General features: G+C 61.2%; 22 protein-coding genes and 1 pseudogene. 7 read left to right on the top strand and 16 right to left on the bottom strand.

Going from position 1 to position 20,165, the window contains the following annotated elements:
• The first annotated feature begins 153 nt into the window (after nt 1-153).
• Entirely contained in the window at nt 154-954 is an 801-nt protein-coding gene (locus LPU83_RS40975) for an alpha/beta fold hydrolase (protein ID WP_024316718.1), read from the top strand.
• Between the two features lie 6 nt (nt 955-960).
• Here the strand turns inward: LPU83_RS40975 and LPU83_RS40970 are convergent, their stop codons facing one another.
• Entirely contained in the window at nt 961-1,887 is a 927-nt protein-coding gene (locus LPU83_RS40970; RefSeq protein ID WP_024316719.1) for a carbohydrate kinase family protein, read from the bottom strand.
• A 90-nt stretch (nt 1,888-1,977) separates the two neighbouring features.
• On the bottom strand, nt 1,978-2,667 hold the full coding sequence (locus tag LPU83_RS40965) for an orotate phosphoribosyltransferase (protein ID WP_024316720.1): 690 nt from the start codon (nt 2,665-2,667) through the stop codon (nt 1,978-1,980).
• A 240-nt stretch (nt 2,668-2,907) separates the two neighbouring features.
• On the opposite strand from LPU83_RS40965, the gene LPU83_RS40960 reads away from it, so the two are divergent.
• The gene (locus LPU83_RS40960; RefSeq protein ID WP_024316721.1) at nt 2,908-4,179 is read left to right on the top strand and encodes an MgtC/SapB family protein; all 1,272 of its coding nucleotides are present in this window, start codon (nt 2,908-2,910) and stop codon (nt 4,177-4,179) included.
• Nucleotides 4,180-4,231: 52 nt separating this feature from the next.
• Here the strand turns inward: LPU83_RS40960 and LPU83_RS40955 are convergent, their stop codons facing one another.
• Complete coding sequence (locus LPU83_RS40955; RefSeq protein WP_024316722.1) at nt 4,232-4,882, bottom strand: TetR/AcrR family transcriptional regulator; 651 nt, start codon at nt 4,880-4,882, stop codon at nt 4,232-4,234.
• A gap of 97 nt (nt 4,883-4,979) precedes the next feature.
• On the opposite strand from LPU83_RS40955, the gene LPU83_RS40950 reads away from it, so the two are divergent.
• Nucleotides 4,980-5,807 (top strand): NmrA family NAD(P)-binding protein, encoded by an 828-nt coding sequence (locus LPU83_RS40950; protein ID WP_024316723.1) that lies wholly within the window; start codon nt 4,980-4,982, stop codon nt 5,805-5,807.
• Nucleotides 5,792-6,289 (top strand): anthrone oxygenase family protein, encoded by a 498-nt coding sequence (locus LPU83_RS40945; RefSeq protein ID WP_374046202.1) that lies wholly within the window; start codon nt 5,792-5,794, stop codon nt 6,287-6,289. Before LPU83_RS40950 ends, LPU83_RS40945 begins: the two co-directional genes overlap by 16 nt.
• Before the next feature lie 37 nt (nt 6,290-6,326).
• On the opposite strand, the gene LPU83_RS40940 is transcribed toward LPU83_RS40945, so the two are convergent.
• From LPU83_RS40940 to LPU83_RS40905, 9 genes and pseudogenes are all read right to left on the bottom strand, one after another.
• Nucleotides 6,327-6,863 (bottom strand): glyoxalase superfamily protein, encoded by a 537-nt coding sequence (locus LPU83_RS40940; protein WP_024316725.1) that lies wholly within the window; start codon nt 6,861-6,863, stop codon nt 6,327-6,329.
• 188 nt (nt 6,864-7,051) lie between these two features.
• Nucleotides 7,052-8,232: pseudogene (locus LPU83_RS40935) on the bottom strand (GGDEF domain-containing protein).
• A gap of 185 nt (nt 8,233-8,417) precedes the next feature.
• The gene (gene pyrC, locus LPU83_RS40930) at nt 8,418-9,458 is read right to left on the bottom strand and encodes a dihydroorotase (protein ID WP_024316726.1); all 1,041 of its coding nucleotides are present in this window, start codon (nt 9,456-9,458) and stop codon (nt 8,418-8,420) included.
• A gap of 91 nt (nt 9,459-9,549) precedes the next feature.
• On the bottom strand, nt 9,550-9,717 hold the full coding sequence (locus LPU83_RS75730; protein ID WP_425301910.1) for a DUF805 domain-containing protein: 168 nt from the start codon (nt 9,715-9,717) through the stop codon (nt 9,550-9,552).
• Nucleotides 9,674-9,898, bottom strand: a complete 225-nt coding sequence (locus LPU83_RS75725; protein WP_231052197.1) for a DUF805 domain-containing protein — start codon at nt 9,896-9,898, stop codon at nt 9,674-9,676. The genes LPU83_RS75730 and LPU83_RS75725 overlap by 44 nt, the downstream gene beginning before the upstream one ends.
• A 116-nt stretch (nt 9,899-10,014) precedes the next feature.
• Nucleotides 10,015-10,641 carry a nucleoside triphosphate hydrolase gene (locus LPU83_RS40920; protein WP_024316727.1) on the bottom strand — a complete coding sequence of 209 codons (627 nt, stop codon included), beginning with the start codon at nt 10,639-10,641 and terminating at the stop codon, nt 10,015-10,017.
• Nucleotides 10,638-11,420 carry an ATP-binding cassette domain-containing protein gene (locus tag LPU83_RS40915; protein ID WP_024316728.1) on the bottom strand — a complete coding sequence of 261 codons (783 nt, stop codon included), beginning with the start codon at nt 11,418-11,420 and terminating at the stop codon, nt 10,638-10,640. The genes LPU83_RS40920 and LPU83_RS40915 overlap by 4 nt, the downstream gene beginning before the upstream one ends.
• Nucleotide 11,421: 1 nt before the next feature.
• Nucleotides 11,422-12,486, bottom strand: a complete 1,065-nt coding sequence (locus LPU83_RS40910; RefSeq protein ID WP_024316729.1) for an ABC transporter permease — start codon at nt 12,484-12,486, stop codon at nt 11,422-11,424.
• A 153-nt stretch (nt 12,487-12,639) separates the two neighbouring features.
• Complete coding sequence (locus LPU83_RS40905; RefSeq protein ID WP_024316730.1) at nt 12,640-13,665, bottom strand: sugar ABC transporter substrate-binding protein; 1,026 nt, start codon at nt 13,663-13,665, stop codon at nt 12,640-12,642.
• A gap of 230 nt (nt 13,666-13,895) precedes the next feature.
• Here LPU83_RS40905 and LPU83_RS40900 point away from each other — a divergent pair, with 230 nt between their 5' ends.
• The gene (locus LPU83_RS40900) at nt 13,896-15,143 is read left to right on the top strand and encodes an ROK family transcriptional regulator (RefSeq protein WP_024316731.1); all 1,248 of its coding nucleotides are present in this window, start codon (nt 13,896-13,898) and stop codon (nt 15,141-15,143) included.
• A complete protein-coding gene (locus tag LPU83_RS40895) occupies nt 15,127-15,609 on the top strand; it encodes an RbsD/FucU family protein (RefSeq protein WP_024316732.1) in 483 nt (160 codons plus the stop codon). The genes LPU83_RS40900 and LPU83_RS40895 overlap by 17 nt, the downstream gene beginning before the upstream one ends.
• Before the next feature lie 3 nt (nt 15,610-15,612).
• On the opposite strand, the gene LPU83_RS40890 is transcribed toward LPU83_RS40895, so the two are convergent.
• From LPU83_RS40890 to LPU83_RS40875, 4 genes are all read right to left on the bottom strand, one after another.
• Nucleotides 15,613-16,650: a 4-hydroxyproline epimerase gene (locus LPU83_RS40890; RefSeq protein ID WP_024316733.1), complete on the bottom strand. Its 1,038-nt coding sequence runs from the start codon at nt 16,648-16,650 to the stop codon at nt 15,613-15,615.
• A 750-nt stretch (nt 16,651-17,400) separates the two neighbouring features.
• Nucleotides 17,401-17,772: a hypothetical protein gene (locus LPU83_RS40885; protein ID WP_024316734.1), complete on the bottom strand. Its 372-nt coding sequence runs from the start codon at nt 17,770-17,772 to the stop codon at nt 17,401-17,403.
• A gap of 205 nt (nt 17,773-17,977) precedes the next feature.
• Complete coding sequence (locus LPU83_RS40880; RefSeq protein WP_024316735.1) at nt 17,978-18,301, bottom strand: hypothetical protein; 324 nt, start codon at nt 18,299-18,301, stop codon at nt 17,978-17,980.
• Between the two features lie 111 nt (nt 18,302-18,412).
• Nucleotides 18,413-19,402, bottom strand: a complete 990-nt coding sequence (locus LPU83_RS40875; protein WP_024316736.1) for a GlxA family transcriptional regulator — start codon at nt 19,400-19,402, stop codon at nt 18,413-18,415.
• A 118-nt stretch (nt 19,403-19,520) separates the two neighbouring features.
• Here LPU83_RS40875 and LPU83_RS40870 point away from each other — a divergent pair, with 118 nt between their 5' ends.
• Nucleotides 19,521-20,108 (top strand): cysteine hydrolase family protein, encoded by a 588-nt coding sequence (locus LPU83_RS40870; protein WP_024316737.1) that lies wholly within the window; start codon nt 19,521-19,523, stop codon nt 20,106-20,108.
• Nucleotides 20,109-20,165 lie beyond the last annotated feature (57 nt).

Genomic DNA, 20,165 nt, shown 5'->3' with positions numbered 1-20,165 from the left:
AATCTCTTCGGTTGGGGGCGGGCGAATGCCGGAGATCAGAAGGCTGCTCAGCCCAAAAGCAGCAGCGCCGATCATTGCGACCAATTTTTTTATTGGCAGTGTCGAAATTCGACCTCACAACGCGTTCTTAGTATACGCTTCAGGAGAGGTTGAATGTACGTGACGGACGACGAACTTGTAGATTTCGACGCACATGGCGCGGCACCGTTAGCAAAACCCAAGGATGAAGGCTTCGTCGAGAACGACGGGGCTCGCATCTGGTACGCGACCTACGGTTCCGGCCCCGCCGTCATGCTGCTGCATGGCGGGCTCGGCAATGCCAGGAACTGGGGTTATCAGGTGCCGGCATTGGTCGCTTCGGGCCGGCAGGCGGTCGTCATCGACAGCCGCGGGCACGGCCGCAGCACCCGCGACGACCGGCCGTTCCACTATGCTCAGATGGCCGAAGACGTGCTCGCCGTCATGGATCATTTGGACCTCGCAAGGACCGCCCTCGTCGGCTGGAGCGACGGCGCCTGCACGGCGCTGATACTTGCCGACAGGCGGCCGGACCGTGTCTCCGGTGTCTTCTTTTTTGCCTGCAACATGGATCCGAGCGGCACGCTGGAGTTCCGGCCGACGCCGGTCATCGATCGTTGCTTCAGCCGCCACAGGAAAGACTACCAGGCACTGTCGGCCACACCCGACGCCTTCGATAGCTTCGTGACCGATGTGTCGCAGATGATGCAGACCGAGCCGAACTACACGGCTGCTGACCTTGCCGGCATCAAGGTGCCGGTGGCGGTCGTTCTCGGAGAGAATGACGAATTCATCAAGCGCGAGCACGCCGACTATCTTGCGCGCAGCATTCCCGATGCCGAACTGATCCTCATTCCAGACGTAAGCCATTTCGCGCCGCTGCAGCGACCTGAGCACTTCAACCGCGAAGTGCTCAGCTTCCTCGACCGGCTATAGCCTGTCTCAGATGCCGATTTCTTTCGCCCAAGGTGGATTGGCGCCGGCGCGCGAGACCGTAACGGCAGCGGCCTTCGCACCGAGCGAGAGGGCGTTGTGCAGGGCTTTCTCGCTGAGCGAGGCGACCTTCACCTTGGTCAGCAGATCGCCGATCTTCAGAGAAGCAAGTACGCCGGCATCGAAGGTGTCGCCCGCGCCGACCGTATCGACGACGGTGACGCGCTGGCTCGGCACGGTGACCTTGCGCTCCTTGGTGTAACCGGAAGCGCCTTCCGCACCCTTGGTGATGACGACGAGCTTGGCGCCCTGCTGCAGCCAGTAGGCGGCCAGATCGTCGTGGCTGCCTTCGAGGCCAAACCAATCCAGATCCTCATCTGAGAACTTCAGGATATCCGACTTGGACGCCATGCGCTTGATACGCGCCATGTGGACTTCCTTGTTCTTGATGAAGCCGGGGCGAATGTTGGGGTCCAGCGAAATGACGCGCTTATCGCATTCGCGGTCGAGCAGCGCCTCGTAGGTTTCGCCGCAAGGGCTCGGGATGAGGCTGATCGCGCCGAAATGCAGCGCTTCGCAATCGTCGCCGAGGACAGGCAGATCGTCGGTGGTGATCATGCGGCCGGCCGTGCCTTCGTCGTAGAAGGCGTAGGTTGCCTGGCCGTTGACCAGCTTGACGAAAGCGACCGTGGACGGGCGCGGCGTGATGGCGCAGAGGCCGAAATCGACGTTGCTCGCCTTCAGCGTATCGCGCAAAATCTCGCCCATCATGTCATCGGCGAGGCCGGTGAAGAAAGCCGTCGGAATTCCGAGGCGGCCGAGCGCGATCGCCGTGTTGAAGATTGCACCGCCGGCATAAGGGGCAAAGCCCTTCTCGCCGAGAGTCGTCTCCCGCGGCAACATGTCAATCAGCGCTTCACCACAGCACAAAATCATTCCGGCCTCCCATGCATTACGATCCATCGGTATTCAAATCGATTAGATAATTTCGTGGCAAAAGCAAAGCACCGCGACGCAATTCTTCATTCAAAGTGATGAAATGCCCCCGTTGCGTCCCGACCAGGCAAGCGGCGCATCAAGGAAGGCTTCCACTTCGCTCAACGTGTTCTCGTCGAACAGCTTTAGAGCCTTTGCGACCGCCAGCACATCGCGCCAAGTCGCGATGTAGTGCAGCTTCACCTTGCCATCGGCAAAGCGCAGCGCGCCTTCGTCGAAAATGCCGTAGTAAAAGAGCGCTATGCCGTGATCGACCACGCCGCCGGCAGCGCGAACGGCATCGATGAACTTGAACATGCTGCCGCCGGCGGTCGTCAGGTCCTCGATGACAAGCACGCGCGAGCCTTCCGGCATATTGCCTTCAATCTGCGCATTGCGGCCGTGACCCTTCGGCTGCTTGCGGACATAGATCATCGGCAGGCTGAGGCGATCGGCGAGCAATGCCGCAAAGGGAATGCCTGCTGTCTCGCCGCCGGCCACGCAATCGAACTGCTCGAAACCGGCCTCGCGCAACACGACGCTGGCGGCAAAATCCATGACGGTCGAGCGGACGCGCGGGAAGGACAGCAGCTTGCGGCAATCGATGTAGACGGGGCTCGCCATACCGGAGGCGAACTTGTAAGGCTGCGCCGCGTTGAAGTGCACCGCCTTGATCTCCCAGAGCATCTTCGCCACGAGTTCCGCCATGACTGCGCGGTCGGTGAATGTCGCCTGGATCATCGCTCTCTCCTTTGGTCAAATTTATGGGCCAATAGCAGCAAGCGCGGCAAGTTTCCAGAACAGCGAGTGGTTCCATACCGAGAATGACGGCAAAAACGCCTTGATGATCGAGGAAGATAGGGTGTCCCCCGCTCAAGAAACGCTGACGAAAGCCATGTTCGCGGCACGCAGATCCGCAATGCATCAATTCTTTCAGATATTTGCGCTTGCGCACCCGCGCGGCGGCGATATCGTCATGCGATGGACCATATCGAAGTTTTCCAGCGCCTCGGCGTCGCACTTGCCATCGGCCTGCTCGTCGGCGTCGAGCGAGGTTGGCAGGAGCGTGATATTCGCGCGGGAGGCAGGACTGCGGGTATCCGCACTTTCGGCCTGACCGGCTTTCTCGGCGGAATAGCCGGAACACTTCAGTCCATGACCGGTCCCCTTCTGCCGGCGACAATCGCTGTGCTTCTGGGTCTCGTCTACATTGCCGGCAAGTGGCAGGAGACAAAGGAGAACGAAGACTACAGCATCACATCGGTCGTGGCCGCCCTTGTGGTGTTCGGGCTCGGCGTTCTGGCTGCCGTCGGCGACATTGTTACTGCGGCCGCCGGCGGCGTCGCAACGACAGCAATTCTTGCGGCCCGCCACAGCCTGCATGGCTTTCTTAGAGGGTTGACCTGGGTTGAACTCCGCTCCGCCCTTATGCTGCTTGCAATGACCGTGATCGCGCTGCCGCTGCTGCCAGACGGGGCGCTCGATCCCTGGGACGCGCTCAATCCCCACTCGCTCTGGCTGCTGACGATCACCATCGCAGCTTTGTCCTTCGCCGGCTATGCCGCGATTCGATTGATGGGCACGGGCCGTGGCGTTCTGCTGGCGGGGGCCGCGGGCGGACTTGTCTCGTCGACCGCCTTGACACTCTCCTTCGCCCGCTATTCGGCGGAAGCCCCCGAGGGCGCACGGCACCTTGCGGCCGGGGCAGGCATTGCCGGCGCCCTCTCCTTCGCGCGTGTTCTCGTCATCGCCAGCGCGCTCTCCTTCGCCATGCTGATGCCGCTCGCTTCCGCGCTCGTCCCGGCGATCATCGGTTTCCTGGCGGCCGGCCTGTTTTCGGTGTGGCGTTCCAAGACAGCGACTGAGGCACCGGAGATCGATCTAAAAAACCCCTTCGAGCTCAGAACCGTCATCTCCTTTGCGTTGCTGCTCGGCCTCATCAGCCTCGTCTCGAAGATGGCGATCGATTATGTCGGGCCATCCGCGCTCTTCGTCGTGGCTGCGATCTCCGGCCTCGTCGACGTCGATGCCATCACGCTTTCCACCGCACGCCTCGTCGGCTCGACGATCGACGTGACGACGGCAGCCGATGTCATCCTGATCGCCGTCGCGGTCAACACGGTGACGAAGGTGGTGCTTGCCTTCACCGCGGGGCGCCGGGAGTACGCGATGGCACTCGGTGAGGCATCGGCGGCGGCAGTCGTGCTCGGAGCCGTCGGGTATTTTGCGATGCGCAGCTTTCTGCCGACCTGAGCCGATTGCGCCAACGCGACCAAATCCACACGGGAATGAATCGCTGTAGCGACTACGACAGCCGGGCGATAGCGGTGGGCAGCATCCGCTGGTAAAGCGCAATCGCGGCCCGTCCGTCCACATCATCCAGCGAAATCGCGTAACGAACGGCCGCTGCAAGAAGCTGCATAGTAAGCCTGGCGATGGCAAGCAGCTCGGCCTTGCGCCGCTCCGGCTCCAGCTTTGCAAGAACGGAAAACAACGCCTGAGCGTGAAACTCCATGTCGTCGGCATCGATCTCCTGCAGCAGCCGATCGGCCTGGGTGGCGACCCATATGTCACGCATCACGGGCTCCTGACGGAAGAAGTCGTAATATTGGTCGGCAATGTTGCAAAGCGCCTGCCGTAGTGTTGCGGCATCCGTCACCGTTGCAAGCTCGGCCTTGACGCAAGCCCTGCCCTGTCCGTTGAAGCGTTCGGCAAGCGTGCGGATGATCGAGCTTTTGTCCGGGAAATACTGGTAGAGCGCACCAAAGGATAGCTCAGCCTTTTCAACGATCTCGCTCATTTTCAGCGCATCGCTGCCATTCTTCTCGATCAGCGCCAGCGCCACCGACAGGATCTTTTCGAAGCGCTCCCGGCCGCGCTTCTGCTGCGGAATCCGGCGCGGCTGGCCGGTCGGTTCCGGCTGTCTTCTACGTCTGACGGCAACCTCTTCGCCCATTCCATCCTCCGTTTTTCACTTGACGAACAAAATAAGAGAGTTTATCTCATTTTGCAAATGAGAGACTTTCTCGTATTTAAATCGGAGGAGTGGTCCCATGCAGAATTCCGAAATCGTCCTCATCGGCGGCTCAGGCAAGACAGGCGGCCGCATCGCAGACCGGCTGGCGAAGAGAGGTCTTGGCTTCCGCGTTGCCTCGCGCTCCAGTGCTCGCCCATTCGATTGGGAGAAGCGGGCGGACTGGGCAGCAACCCTTACCGGCGCAAAGCGCGCCTACGTGAGCTTCCAGCCCGACCTTGCCGTCTCCTGGGCAGCTGATGCGATCGGTGCGCTCGCCCGCACCGCCATCGACTGCGGTCTCACCCATATCGTCCTGTTATCGGGCCGCGGCGAGGAAGGCGCGCAACACGCCGAGGAAGCGCTCAAGGCGTCCGGCATCGGCTACACCATCCTGCGGGCATCATGGTTCTGCCAGAATTTCAGCGAAGGCGCCTTTGCCGAGCAGGTCGCTGCAGGCAAACTGGCTCTTCCAACAGGTGTTGTGAAGGAGCCTTTCATCCATACCGACGACATCGCCGATGCGGCCGTTGCGGCGTTGACCGATGCCAGCCATGTTGACAAGACCTACGAACTGACCGGCCCGCGCGCGCTGACCTTTTGCGAAGCGGTCGCCGAGATCGCGGAAGCATGCGGCAGGGATATCGCCTATCAGCAGATATCCATGGCAGAGTTCAAAGAGGGACTTGCTGCCGCCGGGCTGCCGAAAGGCATGATCGACCTGCTCGAAGAGCTCTTCACGCAGGTGCTCGATGGCAGAAATTCGGGGGTTGCGAATGGAGTCGCAGAAATTCTCGGCCGCCCCGCCAAGGATTTCGGTGACTATGCACGCGAAGCTGCTGCCAATGGGACATGGCAGGTAGGATAGTGACGCTTGTACTCAGTATCGCTTTGGCGGCCGCTGCGATCGGCAGCGGCCTGGTTGCTGGCATCTTCTTTGCGTTCTCGACCTTTATCATGACGTCGTTCGCCCGCATTCCCACTGAGCAAGGCATAGCGGCGATGAACTCCATCAATGTCACGATCGTGCGCTCGCCCTTCATGCTGCTTTTCGTACCGACCGTGGTCCTGTGCCTCGTGATCGCTGCCTTCGCGTTCTTCAACTGGCGCGGTGGCGTCAGCGTCTGGATGCTGGCCGGAGCAGTGCTTTACGTGTTTGCATCGTTCCTCTCGACGATCGTCTTCAACGTGCCGATGAACGACGCGCTGGTGAAAGTCAGCGGCAGCGGCGCCGAGGCCACCGCGCTCTGGACGGCCTATCTCAAGGATTGGACATGGTGGAACCATGTGAGGACGATCGCCTCACTGCTCGCCTCAATCGCCTTCGTGCGCGCCTTGATGCTCGTGTGAAATAAGGCGGGAGGGGGATACCTCCCGCCTGACGGCATTACGTCCGTTCGCAGAAGGTGAGCCGGTTGTTGAAGGGGTCGATGACCTCCATTTCGAGGCCCCAAGGCACCTCCTGCAGGTCTGGCTTCATGTAGCGATATTGCTTGGCCGAGAGCTCGGACTGCAAGGCACGAACGCCCGTGACGGGCACGAAGGCGCGAGCGCCGGGGCTGGCATCGCCGGAATGTTCGCTGAGATGCAGGATCATGCCGCTTCTCGACACCTGGCAGTAGAGCGGGAAATGATCGCCGAAGCGGTGCTCCCAATCCAGCGCGAAGCCGAGAAAGCCACAATAGAACTCCTTCGCCTTGGCGACGTCGAAGATGCGGAAAATCGGGATCGGCGGCTGAATGGCAATCGCGGGCGTTGCCGCTTCCGGCTCTTCAAGCTTGGCCGAGAGGATATTCCACTGATCGAACCCGAACTGGCGGGCAACGATCTCCAGGGTTTCGCTATGGGTGAAGTCTATGTCGCGGGCAGCCAGAGCCTGCCGCAGAGCTTTCGCCATCAGCTTGGCGTCGCGAAAATCGCGCATGGTTCATTCTTTCCGTTGGCGGCAAACAGGATGATCAGTGCCCGCGACTGCTGACCCGTTCGCCATCAATCGCCAAACGGCAAGGATGTGAAGGATGTATCTGGATGCATTCACCATCGCGCTTTCGCGCCGCGGGGCGGCTGGCCGCATCCGGCCGACGGCGACAATAGGCGAGCTGAGGTTTTCGATCAAGAGCCGGTGCGAGCCGCACCCGCCGGCACGGCATGGAGATGGCTTGCGAGTTCGATCCGGTTCCGGCCCGCGCGCTTGGCCGCGTAGAGCGCCTTGTCGGCCGCACTCAGCATGGCGTCGAAATCCATCGGTGTGGAGCGCCCCGGCGCGACACCGACACTGACCGTGCATGCGAGGGTTTCATCGTCGAGGTAGATCTCGCGGCCGGCGAAGGCCTTGCGAATGCGCTCGGCCACCGTTTCGGCGCGGCCCGGCATGATCTCCTTCAGAACCAGCGCAAACTCCTCGCCGCCAAGGCGCGCGGCGGTATCGCCGGTTCGGCAGTTCGCCGCGAGCTCGGCGGCGAAAACCTTCAGCACACGGTCGCCCCCAGCATGCCCGAAGGTGTCGTTGATGGACTTGAAGTGGTCGAGATCGAAGATCAGCACCGCGGTGGCCGGTCCCATCAGCCCCTGTCCGTAGCAATCGAAAAGCGCGCGACGGTTCACGAGCCCGGTCAGCGGATCCGTCATGGCATCCAAGCGGTGCCGTGCAGCGAGCCGCCACTGGTGAAGCGCCAGCGACAGGGCGCCGATGCCGGTCATGCTGGCGATACAGATTGCAAGGCTGAGATCCTCGGCCCAATTGCTCGGAGCAACGCCCAGCACCATTTTTCCATCGGCGATCAGGACGGCGGCACACAGGACGAAGGAGATCGCCGTCAGGCAATACAGGGCGGTAATTCCGGTCAGGGGGGCGCCGGCGCCACTGACCGCGCCCGCCAATACTGATAGGCGGTAGCGAAGAGCATAGCAGCGATCGCCGCGTTGTCGGCCATAAATGCGAGCCCGTCATAACCGATCAGCAGCGGTGGTATGGAAACGACCATTGCCGCGAGGGCGCAGGCGACGACGGCAACACGCGGCAGCCTGCCGGTACGGAACTGATAGCCGGCCCCCCAGACGGTTGCAAAGCCCGCGTGCAAAAGTACGAACGAGACAACACCAAACGCCACAACCGGATTGTCGACATACAGACCATACGCAACGATGCCGCTGACGATAAAGACGAGCCCCAGCGTGCAGCTCAATAGGAAAGTCTCGGAGCGGCGCGCAAACCAGCTGCCCAGCAGCGTCACGGCAAGGCACGTGGCCGAGACTGCAAGCGCCATCAAAAGGGAATTGTAATCAAGCGTCATGCTTCAAAAATCGCGACGGCTGCCGCGTCCCTCATTCGTGCGAAGCCTACGGGTTTGCTATGACGAATGTCTTACTTATTTCGTTAAAAAATCATGCATTTAAATCAGTATCATTACGCGAATAGCATAGCTGCGCCGCCCTCGAAGAAGAGGCGAGTAAAAATTGCGTGAATGGTAGACGATCCTTAGCGATCAACGTCCCAGTAAAGCGGGAACATTGGATCGAAAACGGTAACAAGGCCGGCGCCGGTTTCAACTTTCGCCGGAAACCTGACGGGTTCGTCGCGCTTGACCAGCGTTATTCTTTCTTCGTTGACCGGCAGGCCATACCAAGCAGGTCCGTTCAGCGATGCGAAGGCCTCGAGCCTGTCGAGCCCATTTTCCTGTTCGAAGACGTGCGCAAGGCAGCTCATCGTATTGATCGAGGTGTAGATGCCGGCGCAGCCGCAGGCGCATTCCTTCAATGGGTCGACGTGCGGGGCTGAATCCGTGCCGAGAAAGAAGCGCAGATCGCCGCTCGTTGCGGCGGCACGGAGGGCGAGGCGGTGGTTCTCGCGCTTGGCGACCGGCAGGCAGTAGTAGTGCGGGCGGATGCCGCCAACGAGGATGGCGTTGCGATTGATGATCAGGTGGTGCGTCGTGATCGAGCCTGCGAGATTGCTCTTCGCGGACTTGATGTAGTCGATGCCGTCCTTGGTGGTGACGTGCTCCATCGTTACCTTGAGTTCAGGCAGACGCTTGCGGAGCGGATCGAGCACGGTTTCGATGAACACAGCCTCGCGGTCGAAAATGTCGACCTCTGGCGCAGTCACCTCGCCGTGGACGCAAAGCGGCAGGCCGATCTTTGCCATACGCTCCAGCACCGGCATCGCCTTTTCGATATCGCGCACGCCGCCGTGGGAGTTGGTGGTGGCGCCGGCCGGGTAGAGCTTGACCGCCGTGATCAGCCCGCTCGTCTTGCCCGCCTCGACGTCATCGGGATTCGTATGCTCCGTCAGGTAGAGCGTCATCAGCGGCTGGAACTTGTCGCCCTTCGGCAGCGCCGCCATGATGCGGCCGCGATAGGCCTCCGCATCGGCAGTTGTAACCACCGGCGGTACCAGGTTCGGCATGATGATCGCGCGGGCGAAGTCGCGGCTCGTATCGCCGATCACGCCTTCCAACATGGCCCCGTCACGCAGGTGCAGGTGCCAATCATCGGGGCGACGGATGGTGATCGATTGCATGCGCTGAAACTCCGCGGGCTGGCCTATAAGGTTCAGCCCTGCGCATTATCACCCCGATGCGCTGCATGGCAAACACTTTGCCGGCGGTTTTTCAGGCAGGCGCGCCGTATTCGTTGGAGCCGGGCGTGCCGCGGCCGAGATACCAGACGAGCAGGACGATCCAGCCCACCAGCGGAATGATGCCAACCAGAAGCCACCAACCAGAACGGCCGATATCATGGAGACGGCGCACCGCCACGCCGAGGCCGGGAAGCAGCATGGGCAAGGCCGTAGATGGCGCCAAGTATTTCGTAGCCGAAGAGGAACTTGTCGATGACGGCCAGGATCAGGGAGGCGATGACGTTGAAGGGTGCAAACCACCAGAATTCCGGTCGGCCGGCGCGGCCGCTGACGACGGCGTATTTCGAGAAGACTGACAAGACGGCTTCCGTAAAGCTCATGCGCGCTCCCTCCATACCGCACAGGTTTGCTTTAGAGCAAAAGTTGCATGAAGGTGAACCTGCAACGATTCCATCGGGAGCCGCAAGTCCTGCGCTCCAGCCCGAAGGCGGGCTGATCAGGCTATGTCGAGCGTCACATCCGCGCGGCGGCGATTGCCGAGAATTAACCGGCCATTGGGCAGATCATTGCCGTAGACCTTGGCGTTCGCTTCTTCCTCACTCAGCTTGTAGCCGCGCCAGCGCGCCCACAGCCGTTCCTCGAGCACCTCGATCGGCGGCGCCAGCATGACCGAGTAGTCGAAGATGTCTTCGAGTTCGGCCCACTTGCCCTGGCTGAAAAGCAGGTAGTTTCCCTCGACGATGATAAAGCGATGCTCGGGCGAGACGACGCGCGCCGAGGCGATGGCAATCTCGCGGGACCGGTCGAAGACAGGGATCAATACTTCCTGGTCGGCCGGACGCACGGCCCGGATAATGTCGAGAAAGCCGCGGACATCGAACGTTTCCGGAATACCCTTGCGGGCCAGCAGGCCGCGTTCGATCAGAATGGCATTGTCCATATGGAAGCCATCCATCGGCAGGACTTCCACGGTTTGGCCATTCGCTCTCAGCGCCTCGGCGAGATTGTCCGCCATGGTGGATTTGCCGGCGCCGGGCGGACCGGCAATGGCGATCAGGAAACGCTTGGTGTCGCCGGCGCGGCCGATGACCTCGCCGGCGATGTCTTCGATGGTGATGCTCATGCGGCGACCGGCTCCGTCGGTACGGACTTGGCGCCGGTCATGAAGGCCACGGCATCGGACATCGTGTATTCCTTCGGATTGATCACCGTCAGACGGCGGCCAAGCCGATGAATATGGATGCGGTCGGCGACCTCGAAAACATGCGGCATGTTGTGTGAGATCAGCACGATCGGCAGGCCGCGCGACCGCACGTCGAGGATCAGTTCCAGGACCTTGCGGCTTTCCTTGACGCCGAGCGCAGCCGTCGGCTCGTCCATGATGACGACCTTGGAGCCGAAGGCAGCGGCACGCGCCACCGCCACGCCCTGGCGCTGACCGCCCGAAAGCGTTTCGACGGCCTGGTTGATGTTCTGGATGGTCATCAGGCCGAGTTCGGTGAGCTTGTCGCGGGCCCGCTTTTCCATCGCTGGACGGTCGAGCATGCGGAACCATTTGCCGAGCACGCCCGGCTTCCTGATCTCGCGACCAAGGAACATGTTGTCGGCAATCGACAGCGCCGGGGAAAGCGCGAGGTTCTGATAGACGGTCTCGATGCCCGCTTCGCGCGCCTCCATCGGAGACTTGAAGTGGACCTGCTTGCCCTCCAGCGTGATCTCGCCCTCATCGGGGGTGACCGCGCCTGAGATCGCCTTGATCAGCGACGACTTGCCAGCACCGTTATCGCCGATCACCGCAAGGATTTCGCCGGGGTAGAGGTCGAAGTCGGCGTTGTCGAGCGCGGTGACGCGTCCATAGCGCTTGACGAGGCCCCGAGCCGAAAGAATGGGTTCGTTTGCCATGTTACACCGACACCTTTCTGATCCACTGGTCGATTGCGACGGCGGCGATGATGAGTACGCCGGTGAGCAGCACCTTCCACTGCGGATCCGCGCCGAGCATGTTGAGACCCATCGACACCACGCCGACGATCATCGCGCCGAACAGGGTGCCGAGGATCGAGCCGCGACCGCCAAAGAGCGAGATGCCGCCGATCACAGTCGCCGTGATGGCCTGAAGATTGTAGTCGGTGACAGCCGACGACGGCGAGATGGAGCCGTTGCGGCCAATCGATACCCAGGCCGCGAAGGCGGCGATGACGCCGGAGACGGTGTAGACCGTGAGCAGGACCTTTTTGGTCTGGATGCCAGAGAGCTTGGCTGCTTCCGGATCGTCGCCGACGGCGTAGACGTGGCGGCCCCAGGCGGTGTGATTGAGGATGTACCAGAGCACGAGCACCAGCAGCACCATGGCAATAACGCCAAGCGTCAACACCGCACTGCCGAGCTTGAAGCTGAGCGCGAAGAAGTGCAGCAGCGGCGCCTGCGCGTCGACGTCGGTGTCGCGGATCGTCTCGTTCGCCGAGTAGATGAAGTTCGTGGCCATCACGATGTTCCACGTGCCGAGCGTGACGATGAACGGCGGCAGCTTCATGTAAGCAACGAGGAAACCGTTGAGGAGGCCGCAGAGACCGCCGACAAGCATGCCGGCAAGCACGGCAATCGGCGTCGGGATGCCATAGGTGATGGCACAATTGCCCATGATCACGGCTGATATCACCATGATGACGCCGATCGAGAGATCGATGCCCGCGGTCAGGATGACCAGCGTCTGCGCGGCGCCGAGAATACCGACGATGGCGATCTGCTGCAGGATGAGCGTCAGCGTGTAGGACGAGAAGAACCGCCCGCCGATCGCGATGCCGAAGATGATGATCGCCAGCACCAGCACGATCAGCGGCACGGCGGCCGGCGTCGAGTGCAGAAAATGCTGCGCACGCTTCACAAATGGTACGGCTTGATGTTCGAACGACGCGACATTCTTGTCGCTGCCGTCAAGCACCCGTTCGAAGTCCTGTGCTCCGGTCATTGTTCCTCCTCCGCTTTCGCGCCAAACCGCGCGCGGAAGCCGTGCCCCATATGACACCGGTCTTTGTTCGCCGGCTCCTGAGACAGCAGCTATGGTCGGTCGAAACCGGCCGAGGATCAAGCCCCGGCCGGCGCTTGATTCATATCGTGAGACTTAGCCCCAGCACTTGTCGGTGCCGATCTTGGTGTCGATCGACTCAAGGCCAGAGACCGGCTTGTCGGTGACGAGCGAAACACCCGTATCGAAGAAGGACTTGCCTTCGGTCGGCTTCGGCTTTTCGCCGCTGTCGGCGAACTTCTTGATCGCCTCGATACCGAGCGAAGCCATCAGCAGCGGATACTGCTGGGAGGTGGCGCCGATGACGCCTTCCTTGACGGACTTGACGCCTGGGCAACCGCCGTCAACCGAGACGATCAGAACGTTCTTTTCCATGCCGACAGCCTTGAGGGCCTGGTAAGCGCCGACGGCGGCCGGCTCGTTGATCGTGTGAATGACGTTGATGCTCGGATCCTTCTGCAGAAGGTTCTCCATCGCCTTGCGGCCGCCTTCTTCGTTGCCGTTCGTCACGTCGTGACCGACGATGCGCGCATCGTCTTCGTCGCCGATCTTGTTCGGGTCCTTGGTGTCGATGCCGAAGCCCATCATGAAGCCCTGGTCACGCAGAACGTCGACGGTCGGCTGCGACGGCGTCAGGTCGAGGAAGCCAACCTTGGCATCCTTTGCCTTGTCGCCGAGCGTTTCCTTGGCCCATTGGCCGATCAGCTTGCCGGCGAGCAGGTTATCGGTTGCGAAGGTTGCGTCGGCAGCGTCAGCCGGATCGAGCGGCGTGTCGAGGGCGATCACCAGGAGACCTGCATCGCGGGCCTTCTTGACCGAGGGGACGATGCCCTTCGTGTCCGACGCTGTGATCAGGATGCCCTTCGCACCGTCGGCAATGCAGCTTTCGATCGCGGCAACCTGGCTTTCGCTGTCACCGTCGATCTTGCCGGCGTAGGACTTGAGCGTCACACCCAGTTCCTTGGCCTTGGCCGTCGCGCCTTCCTTCATCTTGACGAAAAAGGGATTGGTGTCGGTCTTGGTGATGAGGCAGGCGGAAACATCCGCGGCCATTGCCGGCGCCGAAAAGGCGACACCGAGGGCGAGCGCGCCAAGCGCGGCAGAAAGCACTGATTTCTTCATTTAGTCCTCCCGAGATTAGTCGACCCACCCCTTGGCGGTGCCGGATTGACAGGCGCGAGAAACGCTGCAGTCTCGCCGGCGGCCTCCTCCAAGCCGTTCCGCGCCGTTGACGATGGCAATTAAGAGCGAAAGAAATTGCCTTGTCAATAAATAAATCCAATTGAATTATTAATTCGATATGGCATGCTTGATGAAAATAGGGCATAGGCCAAGAGACGGGAGGATGGCCAATGTCGTCTTTGGACGGTCCGGTACATACGCCGGCTCAACTGCCTATTTTGAGTCCGGCAGGAGGCGCGAACCAGATCAGGGTGCGCGCCTATAACGAGCGGCTTGTGCTGTCGCTGGTGCGCCTCTACAGCTCCCAGTCCAAGGCCGATATCGCCCGCCGAACCGGGCTTTCGGCGCAGACGGTATCCGTCATCATGCGCGCGTTGGAGAAGGAAGGGCTGCTCTCGCGCGGAGAGCCGGTGCGTGGCCGGGTTGGCCAACCGTCTATCCCGATGCGACTCAATCCCGACGCGGTTTACTCCTTCGGCGTGAAGATGGGCCGACGCAGCGCGGACCTGGTGCTGATGGATTTCCTGGGCAAGATCCGCCTGCAGCTTCACCAGACCTATGCCTATCCGCTGCCCGACGTTTTCCTGGATTTCATCACATCAGGCATCCGCGAACTTGAGAGCCGGCTCGACGAGAAGCAGCGTAGCCGCATTGCCGGCATCGGCATTGCAGCACCTTTCGAGCTTTGGAACTGGGAAGAGGAAGTGGGTTCGCCCAAGGGCGCGATGGATGTGTGGCGCGATTTCGATCTTCACGCCGAGATTGCTGCCCGCGTGCCCTACCCCGTCTACCTGCAGAACGACGCGACAAGTGCCTGCGGCGCGGAACTCGTGTTCGGTATCGGCCCTTCCTATCCCGATTTCGTCTATTTCTTCATCGGCTCCTTCATCGGCGGCGGCATTGTCCTCAATTCCGCTATCTTTTCCGGGCGCACGGGTACCGCCGGTGCCATCGGCCCCCTCCCCGTCCGCGGCAAGAACGGCGAAACGCTGCAATTGCTCGAAGTCGCGTCAATCTTTGTTCTGGAAAACATGCTGCGCGAGCGCGGGCTCGACCCGCAGCCTCTCTGGTATTCGGCCGACGACTGGATCGACTTCGGCGAGCCTCTGGAGATGTGGATCCAGGATACTGCTCGAGCGCTCGCGCAGGCAATCGTCGCAGCCGCCTCGATCATTGACTTCAGTGCTGCCGTGATTGACGGCGGCTTTCCCGGATGGGTGCGAGAACGGATTGTGCAGGCAACGATCCACGAGGCAGCCATGCTCGATCTTCAGGGCGTCGTCATGCCCGACATCATCGAAGGCGCGGTCGGCGCCCATGCACGCGCCATCGGTGGTGCCAGCCTACCGATCTTCGCGCGCTATCTCACCGACCAGAACGTTCTATTCAAGGAGGTCGAAAATGCTGAAGGGACTTAACCCGCTTCTGAGCCCGGAATTGCTTTCGACGCTGCGTGCCATGGGGCATGGTGACGAAATCGCCATCGTCGACGGCAATTATCCCGGCATCGAACATGCCCGCCGATTAATCCGCCTCGATGGCCACGGCATCGTGCCCGTTCTCGATGCCGTTCTGAGCGTCCTGCCGATTGACGACTTCGTCCAGGACGCGATCTTCCGGTCAACCGTCAAGGCCGAGCGCGACAAGCTCGACCCGGTTCATGAGGAAATGATCGACTGCTGTACTCGCCACGAGCCGCATCGGCAGGTCGTGCCGCTCGTCGGTGCTGATTTTTACAATCGTGTGCGGGCCGCTCATGCCGTGATCCAGACCAGCGAGCCCCGACTTTATGCCAATATCATCCTGCGCAAGGGCGTCATCTACCCAGAGCAGGCGGCCGATCATGCCGTTGAGAAGGCAGAGGTCGACCCGTTCACCTACTAAGCGTTAGATCTCGCCGGCCAATGGCCCCCACACGTCTGTCAGGGCAAAGCCGCCCGGATGCGGATCGAAGGGATCGAGCGCGACCTGCGAAAGGCCGAAGGTGAAACCACGGCCTGTGATGGTGGGAACGATCGCGGGACGACCGGCGACCTCGGTTTCCGCCAGCAGTCCAACTTCGAACTCCGAGCCGATGATCGAGCGCGACTTGAAGACATCGCCGACCTTTGCCTTGCCGCGCGCATGCCGCGCCGCGAGATTGGCAGAGTTGCCGGTGCCACAAGGCGAACGATCGGCCCGGCCCGGCCACATGGTGGTACATGTACGAACGGTACCGTCCGCCTCGAGGTCGCGGAACATGACATAGGCAACGCCCGAGATTGCGGGGATTTCAGGATGGACAACCGCAATACTGCGGTTGATCAGCTCCTTCAACACCATGCCTGCCTGCACCAGGGAAGCGGCATTGCCCTTCTCGATTGTCAGGTTGATCTGACCCACGTCGACCAGCGCGTAGAAGATCCCGCCGTAGCAGAGATCGACCTTAATCTTGCCCCAGTGCGGCGTGTCGACCTCCACATCCAGCTCGTGCACGAAAGACGGGACCATGGTGAGCTTCACCTTCTCGCAGCGCCCGTCGCGGCAGGATGCCGTCGCCTTGACGAGACCGGCGGCCGTCTCCAGCGTGATGACGGTTTCCGGCTCCTTCATCTCGACGATACCGGATTCCAGCAATGCGGTGGTGACGCAGATGGAGTTCGAGCCCGAGCTTGCATGCGCCTGGTCCGGCTGCAGGATGATGAAGGCCGCGTCGGCATCCGGATGCTTCGGCGGCAGCAGCAGATTGACGGAGCCGATCGGCGCGCCGCGCGGCTCGAGGCAGAGGAAGCGGCGCAGTTCCTGGCCCTTCGGATCGGTGTTCAGCCAGTTCAGCTGCTCGGCGACGGTATCGCCAGGAATCTTCGGCACACCGCCGATCGCGACCTTGCCGATTTCACCCTCGGCGTGAACGTCCAGAAGCTGGATCGTGCGCTTCCATCTCATCAGTCAACTCCTCTCAAGCGTGCCGCGTGATGCCGCCATCAACGCGAAAGTCTGTCCGGCGATGTATCGAGGCCTCCGACAGCAGCGACGCGGTCGTCTTGCCGACGTGCTTCATCCAGTTCTTGTCTGCCGTTTCCGGCGTGGATTGTCGATACAGCTCGATAGGCCTGATATATCAGATCGCTGACGATTGCCTACGGGAATTTTTCGCGGAGCACAAACTTCCCGACGCCGCCATGCCTCGTGGCATCCTGGCGGTCTGCGGCAGCCTTCAGCAGATCGGATCGCGGCAAGCGTCGGAGCTTCACCGACGAAGAGGATTCATGGGGGCTGAAATAGAAAAGAGCCCGGCGCGGGAGGAGGTGCACCGGGCTCTTGATCCTGACTGACAACTGGGAGGAGGAGTGTTGTCAGTCCGATGAAGGAGCGCTGGGAGGAGGAGTGCGCTGCCTTCGAGATAATAGATAGCCCATTGTTTCGATCAGGAATAGGGAGATTACCGCAATGCAGCAATGCATTTTGCGCATAGCTTAGCTGGCCATGCAGCCTCTTTTTGCGGCATTTTTGATCAGTTAGTCAATTTCCTAGGCGAAGCAGGCCAAATCTGCTCAGAGGGCGGCTCACATTCTACCAGATGGCGCCCGGGCCGCTGGCGCGCCATGCCGCCGCGAAAATATCACCAGAAATTGAAAAAAATCGATGATGGGAGAGGCGGGAGATCGTCCCGCCTTTCCCTTTGGCCCAACGCGATCAATAGCCGCTATCGCATGGCATGCTGCCATCGCCATTGGTGCCGCCGAACGAGTTTTGGCAGTAGGTTTGCCGTTGCATCGGCCGCACCTGCTGATTGCCGATCGAACCTGTGGTGCCGCCCTCGACACCGAAGGCTGCCAGCGGATACCAATAGCCATCCGGACCGCGGCGGGTACCGGCACGCTCAGTGCGCGAACCACGATAGCCGTTCAAATAGCCTGCCCGCTGCTGATTGTATTGCACCATTTCGATATTCGAGGCACGTGGGAGAGGAACCTGCTGCACAGGTGCCGCCTGAACGGGAGTGATGGATGCCAGCGCGAGAAGAGTTCCAGCCAACAGGGCGGAAGCGAATCTGGACATTTTCATGATAAACCCTCCTTTCGGATTTACCTGAGAAAAATGCGTTCTGTCGTAGTAAAGTTCCGCGATCACACGCAGCCTCCTGCGGTCGTGATCGACAGCGACTGCGCGTGATGTGTAGGTCCTTGGTCGCACGCAACTGCGCACTCGACGCCGAGATGGCGCATCGAGCGATCCAGTGCCCCTCGAAGGTAAACTCACCGAGCCGAACTTATCTGTCGTAGATACGGTATCCCTGGCTCGACAGGCATGTGACATACTGCCGGTGTGCGGCAGCGGTCGCGTTCGCTTCCTCCTCGGCCGGATCGATCGGATAGCCAGTCATGCCGGCGCGCAGTTCGTATTGCTTCTTCGCCTCGCGGTACATGAAATTGCCATCGGCGGTGCAGATGTGATGCGCGATGCCCGGCAGGTTGAGCGGTGGGTCAAAGGGCGCGGCGACTGGCACCAGGATCGGCGCATTGGCATCGACGCAGCCGGCAAGCGCCGCAACAACCGCGCACAACGCCAACGCTTGCACCGTACTCCTCAGCATATTCCCTCCGGCCATGCGCCATGAATCGCTGCACGCGCGCAGCGCCGACCTCACCATCGCTTCGCAATATTGCGCCAAGCTAGCCAGCCGGCCCTGGTGGCGGACCTCAGACTATGTTCGCCCACTCACCCCGAAGCGGCTGCGGTAGTCTCCCGGTGACAGCCCGGTGATCCTCTGGAACACCTTCCGAAAAGCGCCCGTGTCCTCGTAACCGGCTGCAACGGCTATCTGCTCAACCGTGCGGTTCGAGAACTCCAGCATTTCCCGCGCCTTGCCGACCCGCAGGTGCTGACAATATTCAGTCGGTCGAAGGCCGGTCGCCTTGCGGAAACGACGCAGGAAAGTGCGCTCCTCCAGGCGGGCGCGCTCCGCCATCGCCGCAAGCGTCACCTCGCGCGCACCGCTCGCGTGCAGCCAGTGCTGCACCTTGAGGATCTGCTCGTCGCCATGGTTCAGGCGCGGCGAGAAACTGCTGTAGCAGCGCTGTTCTCTGCCCGGCGGATCGGCGAGAAGGTAGCGCGCGATCTCAAGCATGATGGTCGATCCTAACAATCTGTCGACGAGTTTGAGGCCGAGATCGGTCCAGGCCATCAGGCCGCCGGCCGTAATGACATCGCCGTCATCGATGATGAGCTTGTCGGTGTCGACCCGCACCTTAGGAAAACGCTGCGCCAGCAATTCCGCATAGACCCAGTGGGTCGTGGCCATGCGGTGCGCCAGGAGACCCGTTTCGGCAAGCAGGAAGGCGCCGATGCAGACGGAACTAAGCGTCGTTCCCTCGGCATGCCGCTCACAAAGCCAACGCGCCAACGGAACGGCTTCCTCCGATGTCATCGGCTCGCCGAAGGTTGGAGGCAGGATGAGTGCGGTCGGCGATCCTGGCGGGGTACCGGGTGCGGTATCGAATACGCGCTCGACAGCCACCGAGGCTTCTGTCCCTCGCCAATGACTTACACGCAGGGCGGGGCTTCGCGACGATTGCCGGGCCGTTGCGAACCGATTGGCCAGGTTGAAGAGATCGGTCAGGCCGTAGACGGCTGCGAGCTGGACGTTCGGATAAAGCAGGATACCGATCTCGGCCGGCAGGTCGGTCGGGCTCATTTGTCAGTTTTGACCTTGATAATGTCAATTTCGCCAATCCACACCATGCCGCTTCAGACATAGTTTGTCCATCAACGGACGGGGGTCGTCCCCCGAAGGAATGAAAGGATACAAGGACATGCACAAGCGAGCCCTCATCGTCGTCGACATTCAGAACGATTATTTTCCGAACGGCAAGTGGCCGTTGAGCGGCGCCGAAACGGCCGCCGACAATGCCGCCCGGATCATCGCGGCAGCCCGCGATGCAGGCGAACTTGTCATCCACATCAGACATGAGTCCGTCGGCGAGAATGCCGCCTTTTTCCTGGCCGGTTCGGAGGGCGCGCAGATCCACCCGAAGGTGCTAAACCGGCCCGGCGAGACGGTCATTGTCAAGAACCATGTCAACTCGTTCCGTGAAACGGATCTAAAGGCGACACTCGACCGCGATGGCATCGAGGACGTCACGGTCGTCGGCAGCATGAGACACATGTGCATCGATGCCGTGACGCGGGCGGCCAGCGATTTCGGCTATCGGGTAACCGTCATCCATGATGCCTGCGCAATGCGCGACCTCGAATTCAACGGCACGCTGGTCCCTGCCGCTCAGGCGCACGCGGCATTCATGGCGGGGCTCGCCTTTGCCTATGCCTCTGTACTCTCGACGAACGAGGCGCTGGCCATGCGCGGCGAGCCGAGAGCCTCTGCTGAAGCCGGCGATAACTGACGCGTGTCGACTGCCTGCGGAGCACTGGAGTGACGAGGTGACCGCCCTTGCCCGTGG

Origin of the sequence: Rhizobium favelukesii (genome assembly GCF_000577275.2) — a bacterium.
Lineage (GTDB): Bacteria > Pseudomonadota > Alphaproteobacteria > Rhizobiales > Rhizobiaceae > Rhizobium > Rhizobium favelukesii.
Note: the sequence above shows the minus strand (reverse complement) of the source record. Positions and strands in the feature narration are given on the sequence as shown.